The sequence below is a fragment of the Ensifer sp. Root278 genome (assembly GCF_001429285.1).
Taxonomy (GTDB): domain Bacteria; phylum Pseudomonadota; class Alphaproteobacteria; order Rhizobiales; family Rhizobiaceae; genus Ensifer.
Genome location: NZ_LMJJ01000010.1, coordinates 38,783 through 51,609 on the forward strand (window position 1 = coordinate 38,783; position 12,827 = coordinate 51,609).

The following is a 12,827-nucleotide window of genomic DNA, read 5'->3' on the forward strand; positions in this document are numbered from 1 at the left end:
GCCATATGGCAAGTTTCCACACCCCTGATTTTCCTTGGCGAAGTGGAGGTCAGGATTGGGTCGATTCTTCACCTTCCTCATCGCGCGTAGCGCGTCTAGGACGAGCCGGCTCTAGGCGGCGAGAACCAGCCGGATGTTCATAATTTATCGAGCGGAACTCTGCGCTCTGGCGGCTCAACCACAGACGAGCATGAGCAACGGCTATCGTTTGGATTCAGCATTTAGTTCCGCGAATTGGCAGGGGTATGCAGTAAAGCCCCCGCCTTTTCTGCCGCTGCCCGCAGACGCTTGTCTCTGGTCCACAAGGCCGCTCGCGGATCAAGGAGAATTGAGGCCAGCAAGTGGGCATCCGTGTAGCCAATGCCCATACTGAAAATGGCGTGGCGATCAATCATCATCATGACTTCGTCGTGCGTTGCGACGAACGCTTCACGTTGAGCCGCCAGGAAAGCTATCACGCTACCCCGGTCCCGAAGGCTGCCAAGTGCCAATTCACCAATCACGGCCGGATGGCAGAGGAGATGATCGTCCTCAATAATCCTACGCAACTCCGCATCGCCATGTCGAAAATGATCAATCCAGATGGAGGTATCAGCAAGTATCACTTGGCCGCTGCGCTCCGGCGGCGTGGGGCTGCCCCCGCATCCGGCATAGTTCCCCCGAGCGCGATGAGGCGTTTTCCCGACTCAACACGAACAAGCGTCTCCAACGCTTGGCGGACCAAAGCGGCGGTTTCTTTCGTGCCGGTTAGGAACCTAGCCCTTTCCATGAGCGTGTCGTCGAGGTTGATAGTCGATCGCATTTTGGTTTCCTGATTGTGGTACTTAAAAATAGCACCAATTGGTGATGAAATCTACGCCTACCCCCACTCTGATAGGCCCGCCGTAGGATGTACAAAGCCGGCAACGCGGGACGTGTTTGTCGCGCGATGAGCGCCATCGTGCGTAAAGCGATTGCGCATCCTAGCCCTCAAAAACTGCAAGGGCCGCGGGTTCGCCCATCAAGGCGCGGCCCGTCACCCCATCTCTCTGCGCACATTGATGATGTGCCGAAGATTGGTAAGCATCCGGCAAAGGCCGCAGTCTAATGGACTTTCGTGAGCGCCACGAACTCCTCGCTTTTATCGGCGTGATTTAAGTCTGAGATTCGGCTCGTTGATTTGGAAGGGCGGATTTGAATGTAAGCCCGTAGGGACCCCACCTTTCATTTGGCCCGCTGATCGGGGCATTTTCTGCATGAAACATGCGGAGTATCGTATCCATCCGAGCAGGGCCGCGGGATTTTGAGCGCCGCGCGTGGTAATGTCGGTTCATGGAGATCGATGAGGACAGGATCGACGATGCCGTTTTGGCGCTGTTGTGGCTGACGCTGCATAACGTGCGTTGTGCCTGGAAGGGCTTCGACTGGGCAGCGACGGATCGGCTTCACAAGAAGGGCATGATCGGGGACCCGGTCAACAAGTCGAAGTCATTGGTCCTGACCGATGAAGGCTTGGAGCGTTCGCAAGCGTTGTTCCGGGAGCTGTTTACGCGGTCGCCGCAATAGTCGTCCCTTTGTTCGACTTCCATTGCCAAGGCAGCAGTTCGTGCAGGCGGGAGACGGGAAGATCGGCGATGCGGGCGAACACATCGACAAGCCACGCCTTCGGGTCGACGTCGTTGATTGACGCGCCCGAAAAACAGGCAGTCAGAAGAGCGTAAGCGCAGTGTCAACACGGGCTCAGTTTGTGGCTCGGAACAGACGGCTTTCGAGGAATGACTGCATGTCTCGCCGCCCATCGGCGACGCAATAGACGATCACGTCCGAGCCCACGACTCGGTAGATCATCCGCCAAGGTTTATGGTGTAGCTCGCGATATTCTGTGATCCCAACCGGCGCGAGTTCTTTGGGCACATTTCCGCGAGCAGGTATGTCCTCAAGGCTCGAAGCTGCAGCTTCGAGTTCACCAAGTATTCGCTCGGCAGTTTCCACCCCCTCGCGGCCGGCGATGAAGCGATAGAGATCCTCGATGTCCTGTTCCGCGTCTTCGGAGAATAGAACTCTGTAAGACATCAGGTCCCGGACACGCGTTGCCGGATTCGTTTGAACGCTTCAGATGTAGGACGGAGCTTGCCCGCTTCGACCTGCTTGTTTGTCAGCGCCAACACCTTCAGGAGGGCGATTGTCTCTTGGGTTTCCTCGTACACCGTGACGTCTTGGAGCACCGCTTTCGCTTCGCCATGGACGGTGAGCACGACGGGCTCCCGATTTTCGGCGAGCGATCGAACGATCTCGGGTGCATGCGCCTTGAGATAGCTGATCGGTTTGACTTGTTGCGAGAGCTTCATAGGTCGGGTCCCCGTTTGGACCAAAATATAGGCCTTTAAATGGTCGAATGCAACTTAGCGGTCCGGCATTAAAGCCCTCTAGAGATTCATCCGCCAAGAACCTGAGCTTTGCCACTCAGTAGCTGTCAGGGCGATTGTCCCAGTTGCGATCTGCTTTGAAAGCTCCGCCCAGATGGGATCTCTGGTGAAACTTCCAAGATCACCGCTCGGCTGCTCCAAGTGCATCTCCGCGTATTTTGAAACAGAATCTGCGGGTCCTCCAAACAGGTAGATCTCCAGGAATCGATAGCCGCCGGCAGGCTTCAAGGCACGATGACCCCAAAGCCCGGGTCGATGGTCTCCCTGGAGCTCGCGACATCGCCACGGGTGAGGGCCATGATCGCGTCAGTATCCAGCCCTTTGCCAGCGGCTGGGCTGCTGTTTTTTGGCGGCATGGACGAGCTCGATGCTTCCATCCGGCGCGCGACGGAAATCAGCCTTGCTCCCAGGCACTATACCCAAGAGGTCGCGCACCACCGTGCCGATCATGGCAGCAATGATGATGGTGGTCAGCAGTAGGGATCTTATGAAGGTGTTCACGGCGTTGCGAGCGATGCTGGCCGTCGGATGGGGAGCCACTGCAGTGATCGCGTTCGCAGCCGTTGCGATGATTGCATTATAACACAGAGCTGAACGCTATCTCTGGAACAGGATGAGCAGTGCGCAGTTACATGCAAGTCGCGTCACGCCTAAAGGGGAGAAAAAATGCGCTTTCTCAGGGATAACGGGCTCTCCATTGTCTTAGTCGCTCTGTGGCTCGCCACAGTTGCGGGAATGCTATTCAGCGGATGGAGCGTTTATGTACGCGAGCTCGCCGATCACCGTTCGGCTCAGATCGGGCTGGCCGCTTACGCAAAATCTGGACACTTCTTCTCATCGCTTTTTGAAAACTGGGAATCGGAGTTCCTGCAAATGTCGGCCTATGTGATGCTCACAGCTTTCCTGTATCAGCGCGGCTCAGCCGAATCGAAGGACCCCGACGAACTGGCGGAACAGGACGAAGGCCCTGAACTGAAGCCGGATGACACGGAAGCTCCGTGGCCGGTTCGCGTCGGCGGTTTCGCGAAGTGGTTATATTCCTACTCATTGGGCCTTGCTCTCGGTCTTCTTTTCCTCCTGACCTTCGTCCTCCATCTCCTCTACAGCAGCGAGGCTGCAAATGCCGAAGCCTTGATGCACGGACAGCCAGCGGCCTCGGTTGCCGAGCATCTCGTCAGCGCGCAGTTCTGGTTCGAGTCTTTCCAGAACTGGCAAAGTGAGTTCCTTTCGACAGCCGTTATCGTCGTGTTCTCGATCTTCCTGAGATTCCGGGGCTCACCCGAATCGAAAGCGGTCGCTGCGCCCCACGGGAAAACGGGGTGAGCGACCTTGCAAGATATCAAAGGCGGGCCTCGCAGTTATCAAACACATGCCCCCGGTGGTTGAGAACGCCTCATTTCATCACTTGCTTATATTAAACCGGTGGGCGATCCTGCTGCCGGTGGATCATGGAGGGGAAAATGATTGGCTTTACCGACAAGGAGATAGCGGCTGAGCTAAAGCGCCGTGCTGATGCGATGCAAACGCCAGACCAACGCCAGAGAGCAGCGGCGCGCAGTGCCGAGCTACAACGGATGGATCTCATGTCTCCACTGTCGCAACCCAATGCCCTCATGGGAAGCAACCGACCCAGAGAACCCGATCTGCGATACCTGCATGGGCTGGTGACACATCGTCGTTGGAGGCGGATATGGAAAACCACTGGGCGTCACTTGAGGCTGAATATCAGGGCAACGACATTGAAGTGATCTCTACTGATCCGCTGCTTGGTCGCCTTCAACTCATGGCCGAGCAAGATGAAGTCGTTGAGGTCATGCTGGACCGCGCGACCGCGGAACAACTCCTATCTGCCCTGGTGCAGTTCCTCGCCCACGGAGAGGGCGACGACGCCACCAGCTTCTCCGCGGCGCAGTAGTAACATTGGTTCAGGCTCCACGGTTCGAACGTGGGACGTTGGTGCCAAAGGCGGATGCCTTACCGCTTGGCTAAGCCTGGTGAGATGGCAACTTGATAATTGCTGGTGCCTCCACCCTGGAGCCGTGGAAGCAGACCGTCGATGAACACGCGCGATGAAGCAAGCAAGGCTCCGGCACAGCCTATTCCGCTCTCGTTCGGTCGAACCCTGGTGATCGCACCTCACCCCGACGACGAGGTGCTAGGTGCAGGCGGAACGATTGCGCGTCTGGCCGCGGAAGGCGAGCGAGTTTTCGTGGCGATCGTGACTGAGGGGCGCCCGCCCGCCTTTTCGGCAGAAAGCGTCGCAAAAGTCCGGTCGGAAGCTAATCAGGCTCATGCGCTGCTTGGGGTGGAGGAAACCTTCTGGCTAGGCTTTGAGGCGGTCGGTCTCGATCTTGCCGGGCATTCGGCCGTCAACAGTTCGCTTTCGGGTTTGGCTCGCTCCCTGTCACCCGAAACTAGCCTTCTCCCGTTTCCAGGCGATATCCATAGAGACCACCAGCTGACTTTCTTGTCGGCGCTTGTGGCGAGCCGACCGCACCAGGAAAGCTTTCCCCTTCGTATCCTGGCCTATGAAACGCTGTCCGAGACCAACTGGAACGCGCCCTACCTGAACGCCCGCCTTCACACCGAACATCTTCGTCGACATTTCGCATCATCTCGACAACCATAATTAACCGGTTCGAAGCCTCTGCGCGTCATTCCAGCGTAACATGGCTGCCCGTGAGCTGAATGTACCCCCAGCGCTGCGTGCCGGCAGGCAAAAGCCGTCAAAAAAGTTAGGCGAGCAACTGCTCAGGCCGGTCCTTTTGCCGGAGTGGATCGCTATATCGGATACTGAAAATCTTACGCATCGAGCCATGGGGGATTGGACGCCGACAACGCGGTACAGGGCGAGGTCCGCAACGCCTCTCGAACCTTGTCGGCAGCGGACTGACGCAACCACGAGAGAAGGTAGTCGATGTTTACGCGACCGTTCAGATCTCTGGCCTGAGGTTTTGCAACTCCTAAAGGCATTTGCGCGAGAGGATCCAAACTGCGTCCGAGGAAAAAACGGGAAACCCAGCGACCGGACAACCGAAGTAAGACTGAGACCTTTGCGGCGAGCAATGGGACTGAAGTCCCATAGCGGAACCATTAGCGCCACCATACCTCTCTTAGAAGCTCCGCACGCCGGAGCGACAATCGATGAATTTCTAGCCTCGCATGCTTTCAAATGCAGACAACCGGGGCCAGAATCGACCCTGACCATGGCCCCTTGACTACCTCACCGGCTCCTCAGGGAGCCGTTTTTTTGGCTGGTGCGAGTTTGACTGTGGGTCTCAGTCAGGGGCAAAGGCAGTTCGTTGCCCACCGCGCTAAGTGCGTTTTGCGTACGAAAAGCCGTGGAGACACTATGATCACGCGTCGGATGATCCTGACAGCATTCTGGCCGGCAGTCTGCATCCTCGCCATCTCTTTGCCCTACAGCCTCGAAATGTCCAGCGCCGGGCTTGCGGTCGTCAAGACGGGCGCCTTCGCTGGCAATGGTAATGGAGGCGGGGGCGGAAATGGCGGGAGTGGTGGCGGCAGCGGAGGTGGGAATGCTGGCGGCAACAGCGGTGGGAATTCGAAGTCCAACAGCTCCGGTCGTGGGAACGCAAAGGCAAACGGGCAGGATGTCGGCGTTCGCCACCAAGGCGGCATTACCGAAGAGATTGTGAATGGCCGCTACATCATGAAGGATGGCCGCGGACGCACCATCATCAACCGCCGCGCGACGGCAAACGATAGAAAACGGATAGATTCATTCTTGCATTAGGTGAGAATAGGCGCACGGGGCCGGTTGCGCTTGCTTCGGCTACGGCTGTGCGATTGTCCTTTGAGTACGATCTTTTGCACTGTCTGGGGGATCACGTGTCTGTGTCGGGAGATCCCGCCCGTCCGGTGGTGATAGAACTTCCAGTGGCGGAAAGTGGATCGCTGGCGGGAAAGGAGTTCTTCAATCCTTCGTCGAGCTGCTCTTCCAACGTACCGGTGTCCTTGGCGCTACGAGCACTTCGCAATGATTCAACGGCAGGCGAGCCGATAACGTCAGGTTCATCGGCCCTGTCGCTCTCGACGTCACCGAATGTGGCCACTTGCACCATCAGGGCCTTCGCCTTTGCCACGGCGGCATCGACGCCTAGATCGTCCGGCGAGCTTTCCAGACGGACAGAAATCACGTCGCCGCCTTCTGCGACCCATTCGACTGTCATTATGCCGCCTGGATCAGATAAAACCTGTTGCCCGACAATGTTCATTGTGGCTGCCTCCATTTAGGACCAAGACTAGAACCCGTTTGAGCGTCAGTTGTTCCGAGCTTCCGATGGATCGGCGGTTTCAACGGGGTCCTGCAGCACGAGGATCTTTTTGGCCCAACGCAATGGCAGTCAAGCTCCCTAGCCATCCGGCCTGCAACCGTCTCCGCAGACCGAGAGCTGTAAACGGTGCGGGAGGGCCGCCTGCAAGCGCCACCGTCGTCATCGTAGGCCTTGATCGTCCTGCCTTGTCGGAACCCCAAATCAATAGACGAGTTTATTGCGTATACATCACGTGAGGATTGCCCAATGACCGATCGTCTGACTATGCAGGACCCCCGAATGCAATACCCCTCGCCACCCTTCGAACCGCAACCGCAACCCGCGCCAGGTCTCGTTGGCGAAATGCATCCCAAACCTGATCATGGCGAAGAAACGTACCAAGGGGCAAATCGGCTGAAGGGGCGGAAGGCCCTCATCACCGGCGGTGATTCAGGTATCGGACGCGCCGTAGCGATTGCGTTTGCGCGTGAGGGGGCAGACGTCGCCATTTCCTATCTGCCGGAGGAGGAGCCGGACGCACGAGAAGTCATAGATTTGATCGAAGCGGAGGGGAGGAAGGCCCTGGGTTTGCCCGGCGACGTGAAGAATGAAGATTGGTGTCGGGAGCTGGTTTCGCAAACGCTGCGGGAGCTTGATGGGATTGACATCCTGGTGATCAATGCGGCTCGCCAACAGTTTCGCAAAGACGTGTCGCTTGTAACGTCAGAGGATTTCGACGCTACGCTGAAGACCAATCTCTACGCATTGCACTGGATTGCTCAGGCCGCCGAGCCTTACCTACCCCCCGGCGCCTCGGTGATCACCACAGCATCCATTCAAGCCTATCAACCCTCTCCAATTCTGCTCGACTACGCCACAACCAAAGCGGGGATCGTCGCGTATACCAAGGCGCTTGCAAAGCAATTGATCGGAAAAGGTGTTCGGGCCAACGTCGTGGCTCCAGGACCGTTCTGGACAGTTTTGCAGCCGAGTGGCGGACAGCCTGACGAGAAGGTGAAGAATTTCGGAAAGGATAGCGATTTCGGCCGGCCCGGCCAGCCGGTGGAACTGGCCCCCATCTACGTGTTTCTCGCCTCGCAGGAAGCAAGCTTCGTTAACGGCGAGGTTTACGGTGCGACCGGTGGCAAAGGCGTAGACTGATGCCTCGACGGCCTTCGCTGCTTCGGACCGGCTTTGGAGCGGGCCTTGCGGACATGACCAGCGCAGGGCGGAAAACAATCTGTGAGCGATGTCGATGACTGAAGACAGACTATCGACCTACAGGAACAAGCGCGATTTCCGGCAAACGCAGGAGCCGAGCGGCAAGGCACATGTCGCATCTTCGAACCGCCGGCGCTTCGTCATCCAGAAGCACGATGCCACGCGACTGCACTACGACCTGAGGCTGGAGCTGGACGGTGTCTTCAAATCCTGGGCTGTTACCAAAGGGCCTTCCCTCGACCCACATGACAAGCGGCTCGCCGTCGAGGTCGAGGACCACCCACTCGATTATGGCGACTTCGAAGGGACGATCCCGAAGGGCCAATATGGCGGGGGGACGGTCATGTTGTGGGACCGAGGCTATTGGGAATTCGAGGGGGAAAAGTCTCCAGAGGCGGCGCTGAAGAGAGGCGACTTCAAGTTCTCGCTGGACGGAAACCGGCTTCACGGCAGTTTCGTGCTGGTCCGCATGCGCGCTGGCGGGAAACGATCAAACTGGCTGCTGATCAAGCACCACGACGATTTTTCCGTCGCGAAAGACGGCGCCAAAGTGCTGGAGCAGCATACGACTTCCGTGGCTTCCGGCCGAAAGATGGACGACATAGCGAATGGCAAAGGCCGCAAGCCGAGCGCCTTCATGCAGACAAAGGGCGCGGTCGAGGCGGATGCGGTCTGGGATAGCAAGCAAGGTTTAGCGTGGGTAGAACCGAAGAAGTCGCGAAAGCGGCTGGCAAAGTTACAGGACGGAACTCTGCCGGATTTCATCGCGCCGCAGCTTTGCGAAACGGTCCAACGTCCACCGGCCGCTGACAACTGGTTGCACGAGATCAAGTTCGACGGCTATCGAATCCAATTGCGCGTCGTTGACGGCATGGCAACGCTAAAAACCCGAAAAGGGCTTGATTGGACTGGCAAATACAGGGAGATCGCTGAAGCCGCATCCGCATTGCCGGATTGTATCATCGACGGCGAAGTCTGCGCGCTCGATGAAAACGGCGCTCCGGATTTTGCCGCACTCCAGGCGGCACTATCTGAAGGAAGGACCGGCAATCTCGTCTATTTTGCCTTTGACCTCCTGTTCCGTCACGGCGAAGATTTGCGAGCCGATCCGCTTGCCGAACGCAAGGACCGCCTGCAGGTGGTACTCGGCGAAGCCGGAAACAATCCTCGACTTCGTTTTGTCGAGCATTTTGAGACAAGTGGAGATGCGGTGCTTCGATCCGCGTGCAAGCTGTCCCTGGAGGGCATCGTCTCCAAACGCGCCAACGCTCCCTATCAGTCGGGCCGGACCGACACCTGGGTCAAATCCAAGTGTCGCGCTGGCCACGAAGTGGTGATCGGTGGCTATGCGAAGACCGATGGTCGGTTCAGGTCCCTCTTGGTTGGCGTCTACCGAAGCACCCATCTCGTTTACGTCGGTCGTGTCGGCACGGGGTTTGGTGCGAAGAAAGTTGCAAGCTTGCTTCCCAAGCTGAAAAAGGCGGAAGTCGAAAAATCACCCTTCACGGGCATTGGCGCACCGAAGAAGGGAAGCGAGATTGTCTGGGTAAAGCCGGAACTTGTTGCCGAGATTGAGTTCGCAGGATGGACGGCGGATGGGCTTGTTCGGCAGGCTGCCTTTAAGGGGCTTCGCGATGACAAGCCGGCCATCGAAGTGAAGGCCGACAAGCCAGCGTCGCCCGCAAAAACGCCGACACCGGAAGCGACGCGAACGTTCAAGTCAACCTTGTCCCGCAAAGGGCAAAAAGCAGAGATCATGGGTGTCCTGATATCCAGCCCCGACAAACCCCTCTGGCCGGACGCCGGCGACGGTGAACCCGTCACCAAGGAAGATCTTGCTCGTTACTACGAGGCCGTCGGGACCTGGCTCATCGATCACATCCGGGGGAGGCCCTGCTCCATCATCCGTGCGCCTGACGGAATTGCCGGTCAGCAGTTCTTCCAGCGCCACGCGCTGCCCGGTACTTCGAACCTTCTCGAACTTGTGACAGTCTTTGGAGACAAGAAGCCATACTTGCAAGTTGATCGTGTAGAGGGCCTCGCCGCGATCGCGCAAATCGGCGGCATCGAACTCCATCCCTGGAATTGCAAGCCCGGTCGTCTCGAAATTCCCGGACGCTTGGTGTTTGATCTCGACCCCGGACCCAATGTGCCATTCTCCGCGGTTGTTACTGCGGCACGGGAAATGCGCGACCGGCTCGATGATCTCGTCCTTGTCAGCTTCTGCAAGACGACAGGTGGCAAGGGGCTTCATGTTGTCACGCCGCTTGCTGTTGGAAATCGCAAGCGGCTCTCATGGACAGAGGCCAAGGGGTTTGCCCACGACGTGTGCCGTGAAATGGCTGAGGACAATCCGGATCTATATCTGATCAAGATGACGAAGAGCCTGCGGGAGGGGCGTATTTTCCTCGACTATCTGCGCAATGATCGAATGGCTACGGCAGTCGCCCCACTGTCACCGCGAGCCCGGCCCGGTGCGACGGTATCGATGCCTCTCACGTGGACACAGGTGAAGTCCGATCTCGACCCGAAGCGTTTCACCGTGCGCACGGTGCCGGCGCTGCTTGCGAAAACCATCGCGTGGAAAGATTACTGCGACAGCGAGCGGCCCCTCGAGCAGGCAATAAAGCGTCTTGCAAAGGCCAAGCAGGCAGCGTGATCTGTCATGAACAAGAAAGACGATGCCAAGCCGTCAGAAGGCGCCCGCATTGGCGCAACCACCGACCTGCCGCACGATCGCGTAACCGTCGAACGGTTTCGCGAAGCGTTTCCGCGGGCGCGGTGGAGCGACCGACTGAATGCCTGGTTCGTGCCAGGCCGCACGGCTGAGCGACGGATCGGACGCTGGCGGGCGGAGTTGGAGGCGCAAGAAGACATTTTTGCCGACGAGAAGGGCAGGGACGCGTTCGTATTCGAGCCGATCGAAAGCCGATATCTTAACGCAGGCGCCACGGCATTGGAGATCCGCACACCCTACTCACGGTCTATCGTCAACGAGATCCGCGAGATACCTTATGCGCGATGGGATGCGGATCGCCGCCTTTGGACCGTACCCTATCGTTCGCTCTTTGAACTTCGTCAACGCTGGGCGGACATTGAAGCCGAGGCCGAGCGCAGCGAACCTGAAGCAAGGAAAGCGCGTAGAGACGCGTTGAAAGGTACGGAAGAGGAAGAGGACTCGAAGGCAAGGGCGAGGGAAAGGCGTCGCAAGCGCTACCCGATATCCTTGGGTCACAGCCCGCCCTTTGAGCGCGCGATCGCCACGCATGTTGGAGTGGTCTTCTTCACCGGGACCAACGGGGAGCTTGCGGATGCCGGAACCGTCAGCGATTTCTATTTTCCGGCTCCGGATGACGACTTGTTTGTCTGGGCTACGTGGCGGCGGGGCTCACTGGAGGAGCTTGTAAGAACCTGGCCCGAAAGAACGCCACCCACATCGGCCGACCTTAAACGCGGGTGGTGGTTTCCGATGCTTGATGAGTTGCGACAGGCGCGCCGCGAAGCCCGGTCAAAAACGAAAGCCGGAAGGCGCAATAGTGAGAAGAGCCAATCCGGTGGATGACCAGCAACGGGCAGTGGAGCGATTTCGCCGGCTGTCACCTCTCGAACCATGTGAACTCGAGGGCCTCTGGATGGGCCGGGGAATTCCGACTGGTCATCCCTTCGACGGCGTGCTGGAGAACCTTGGCTGGTTCGGCAAACGGTTTAATTCAGACCTGCGGGCAGACGCATTGCTCTTTCGCGCTGGAGGTCGAAGGCTTCGGGCCATCGATCCGAAATGGGTACCGCTGAACCTTGCGCTTCGCTTTCATAAGTTCGGAAGAACGCGGCTTGCCCGCACGCTTTTTTCCTGGGTCCAGCGCGGTTTTCAAGCCAAAGGCCCTGTCGCCTCGCTTAAGACGATGACGTTTGAGGGCGCGGCAAGTGCGGCCCTCATCTATGACGATCAGCCGATCATCGACCATTTTCGCAGGATCGATCAAAACGTAATCATGGGACTAATGGCCATACGAAATGACGATCGCTTGTTTGCCTTTGAGCTGGAGCGAATGACCTAAAAGGTGCCTCGGTTCGCCGGCTGTGGCGGAGCGTTGCGCGGTGGTTATTTTCGCCCGCGACTTTCCGATGCGACCGACTTTTTGAGGGCATCCATTATGTTGATGACGTTGTTCGGCGTTGCTTGCGAACTCGATGATCCGGGCTTTGCCTTGGCGGGTCTCTTCATGGCCTTCTTTTTGGCAGCAATAATATCGACCAGACGTTCCTGCACCGGGTCGGCCACCATTTTGGGGTTCCAGTCCTTTGTCAGCTTCTTTATCAGTCGCTGCACGAGCGGCATCATCTCGGAGTCCGCCTTCACCTCGCTGGCTGCGGTAAAATAGGCGGCTTCACCACGAACCTCGTCGCCGTAGCGCAGCGTCCACAGAACAATGCCCTTGCCACGAGGCTCAAGCATGACGGCACGTTCGCGGCGCGAGATGACCAGCCGTGAAATGCCGACCATTTTCTGGGCCTCCATCGCGTCGCGAATGACGCAGAAAGCCTCCTCGCCGACCGGTTCATTCGGAGACAGGTAGTACGGGGTATCGAGCCAGATCCATTCGATACTGTCTCGCGGGGTGAACGTCGAAATATCGATGGTCCTGGTGCTGTCCAATGCGACGGTCTCGAGCTCCTCATCCTCGAGGATGACGTATTCGTCTTCCCCGCGCTGGTATCCTTTGACCTCGTCTTCTTCCTTGACCTCTTTTCCGGTTACCGCGTCGACGAAGCGGCTCTCAACGCGATTTTGGGTTTCGCGATTAAGCGTATGAAAGCGAACCTTCTCGCTTTCTGATATCGCCGGCATCATCTGGACCGGGCAGGTTACCAGTGAGAGCTTCAGATAGCCTTTCCAGTAGGGGCGAACAGCCATGTCTCAATC

Annotated in this window: 14 protein-coding genes, 1 tRNA gene and 5 pseudogenes; 10 read left to right on the forward strand and 10 right to left on the reverse strand. The window is 57.9% G+C overall.

The genetic code is table 11. The annotated features are described in order from the left end of the window. Positions 1 to 221 precede the first annotated feature (221 nt). Complete coding sequence (locus ASE60_RS10580) at positions 222 to 605, reverse strand: type II toxin-antitoxin system VapC family toxin (RefSeq protein WP_057250005.1); 384 nt, start codon at positions 603 to 605, stop codon at positions 222 to 224. Beyond that, complete coding sequence (locus tag ASE60_RS10585) at positions 602 to 802, reverse strand: type II toxin-antitoxin system VapB family antitoxin (protein WP_057250007.1); 201 nt, start codon at positions 800 to 802, stop codon at positions 602 to 604. Before ASE60_RS10585 ends, ASE60_RS10580 begins: the two co-directional genes overlap by 4 nt. 509 nt (positions 803 to 1,311) lie before the next feature. Between ASE60_RS10585 and ASE60_RS10590 the strand changes: the two genes are divergently transcribed. Continuing rightward, positions 1,312 to 1,545, forward strand: coding sequence for a DUF6429 family protein (locus ASE60_RS10590; protein WP_057250009.1), 234 nt, complete (start codon positions 1,312 to 1,314; stop codon positions 1,543 to 1,545). Here the strand turns inward: ASE60_RS10590 and ASE60_RS33625 are convergent. The 5 genes and pseudogenes from ASE60_RS33625 to ASE60_RS35595 all read right to left on the reverse strand — a co-directional run. Further along, positions 1,526 to 1,663, reverse strand: a pseudogene (locus tag ASE60_RS33625) (transposase domain-containing protein); the annotation flags it as partial. The gene ASE60_RS10590 and the pseudogene ASE60_RS33625 overlap by 20 nt on opposite strands. Before the next feature lie 56 nt (positions 1,664 to 1,719). Beyond that, complete coding sequence (locus ASE60_RS10595; protein WP_057250011.1) at positions 1,720 to 2,052, reverse strand: type II toxin-antitoxin system RelE/ParE family toxin; 333 nt, start codon at positions 2,050 to 2,052, stop codon at positions 1,720 to 1,722. Then, positions 2,052 to 2,327 carry a type II toxin-antitoxin system Phd/YefM family antitoxin gene (locus ASE60_RS10600; RefSeq protein ID WP_057250013.1) on the reverse strand — a complete coding sequence of 92 codons (276 nt, stop codon included), beginning with the start codon at positions 2,325 to 2,327 and terminating at the stop codon, positions 2,052 to 2,054. Before ASE60_RS10600 ends, ASE60_RS10595 begins: the two co-directional genes overlap by 1 nt. Positions 2,328 to 2,405: 78 nt before the next feature. Next, positions 2,406 to 2,678: pseudogene (locus ASE60_RS36185) on the reverse strand (hypothetical protein); the annotation flags it as partial. Then, positions 2,630 to 2,855, reverse strand: a pseudogene (locus ASE60_RS35595) (AbrB family transcriptional regulator). The pseudogenes ASE60_RS36185 and ASE60_RS35595, both read right to left, overlap by 49 nt. Positions 2,856 to 3,071: 216 nt before the next feature. On the opposite strand from ASE60_RS35595, the gene ASE60_RS10610 reads away from it, so the two are divergent. Both ASE60_RS10610 and ASE60_RS10615 read left to right on the forward strand, forming a co-directional pair. Next, positions 3,072 to 3,728 carry a DUF6766 family protein gene (locus ASE60_RS10610; RefSeq protein ID WP_057250017.1) on the forward strand — a complete coding sequence of 219 codons (657 nt, stop codon included), beginning with the start codon at positions 3,072 to 3,074 and terminating at the stop codon, positions 3,726 to 3,728. A 367-nt stretch (positions 3,729 to 4,095) separates the two neighbouring features. After that, complete coding sequence (locus tag ASE60_RS10615; protein WP_057250019.1) at positions 4,096 to 4,320, forward strand: hypothetical protein; 225 nt, start codon at positions 4,096 to 4,098, stop codon at positions 4,318 to 4,320. A gap of 6 nt (positions 4,321 to 4,326) precedes the next feature. On the opposite strand, the gene ASE60_RS10620 is transcribed toward ASE60_RS10615, so the two are convergent. After that, a tRNA-OTHER gene (locus ASE60_RS10620) sits at positions 4,327 to 4,400 on the reverse strand. Between the two features lie 61 nt (positions 4,401 to 4,461). Here ASE60_RS10620 and ASE60_RS10625 point away from each other — a divergent pair. From ASE60_RS10625 to ASE60_RS10630, 3 genes and pseudogenes are all read left to right on the forward strand, one after another. After that, a pseudogene (locus ASE60_RS10625) lies at positions 4,462 to 5,026 on the forward strand (PIG-L deacetylase family protein); the annotation flags it as partial. 134 nt (positions 5,027 to 5,160) lie between these two features. Then, positions 5,161 to 5,283: pseudogene (locus ASE60_RS35600) on the forward strand (NADPH-dependent FMN reductase); the annotation flags it as partial. Between the two features lie 474 nt (positions 5,284 to 5,757). Then, positions 5,758 to 6,162: a hypothetical protein gene (locus ASE60_RS10630; RefSeq protein WP_057250023.1), complete on the forward strand. Its 405-nt coding sequence runs from the start codon at positions 5,758 to 5,760 to the stop codon at positions 6,160 to 6,162. Positions 6,163 to 6,253: 91 nt separating this feature from the next. Here ASE60_RS10630 and ASE60_RS10635 read toward each other — a convergent pair whose 3' ends face one another. Next, positions 6,254 to 6,643, reverse strand: a complete 390-nt coding sequence (locus tag ASE60_RS10635; RefSeq protein ID WP_057250025.1) for a hypothetical protein — start codon at positions 6,641 to 6,643, stop codon at positions 6,254 to 6,256. A 306-nt stretch (positions 6,644 to 6,949) separates the two neighbouring features. Here ASE60_RS10635 and ASE60_RS10640 point away from each other — a divergent pair, with 306 nt between their 5' ends. From ASE60_RS10640 to ASE60_RS10655, 4 genes are all read left to right on the forward strand, one after another. Continuing rightward, on the forward strand, positions 6,950 to 7,843 hold the full coding sequence (locus ASE60_RS10640; protein WP_057250028.1) for an SDR family oxidoreductase: 894 nt from the start codon (positions 6,950 to 6,952) through the stop codon (positions 7,841 to 7,843). 94 nt (positions 7,844 to 7,937) lie between these two features. Further along, entirely contained in the window at positions 7,938 to 10,562 is a 2,625-nt protein-coding gene (ligD, locus tag ASE60_RS10645) for a DNA ligase D (protein WP_057250152.1), read from the forward strand. 6 nt (positions 10,563 to 10,568) lie between these two features. Next, positions 10,569 to 11,465, forward strand: a complete 897-nt coding sequence (locus ASE60_RS10650; RefSeq protein WP_057250029.1) for a hypothetical protein — start codon at positions 10,569 to 10,571, stop codon at positions 11,463 to 11,465. Then, positions 11,440 to 11,961, forward strand: coding sequence for a DUF4334 domain-containing protein (locus tag ASE60_RS10655; protein WP_057250031.1), 522 nt, complete (start codon positions 11,440 to 11,442; stop codon positions 11,959 to 11,961). Before ASE60_RS10650 ends, ASE60_RS10655 begins: the two co-directional genes overlap by 26 nt. A 44-nt stretch (positions 11,962 to 12,005) precedes the next feature. On the opposite strand, the gene ASE60_RS10660 is transcribed toward ASE60_RS10655, so the two are convergent. Continuing rightward, positions 12,006 to 12,818: a Ku protein gene (locus ASE60_RS10660; protein WP_057250033.1), complete on the reverse strand. Its 813-nt coding sequence runs from the start codon at positions 12,816 to 12,818 to the stop codon at positions 12,006 to 12,008. Between the last annotated feature and the right edge of the window lie 9 nt (positions 12,819 to 12,827).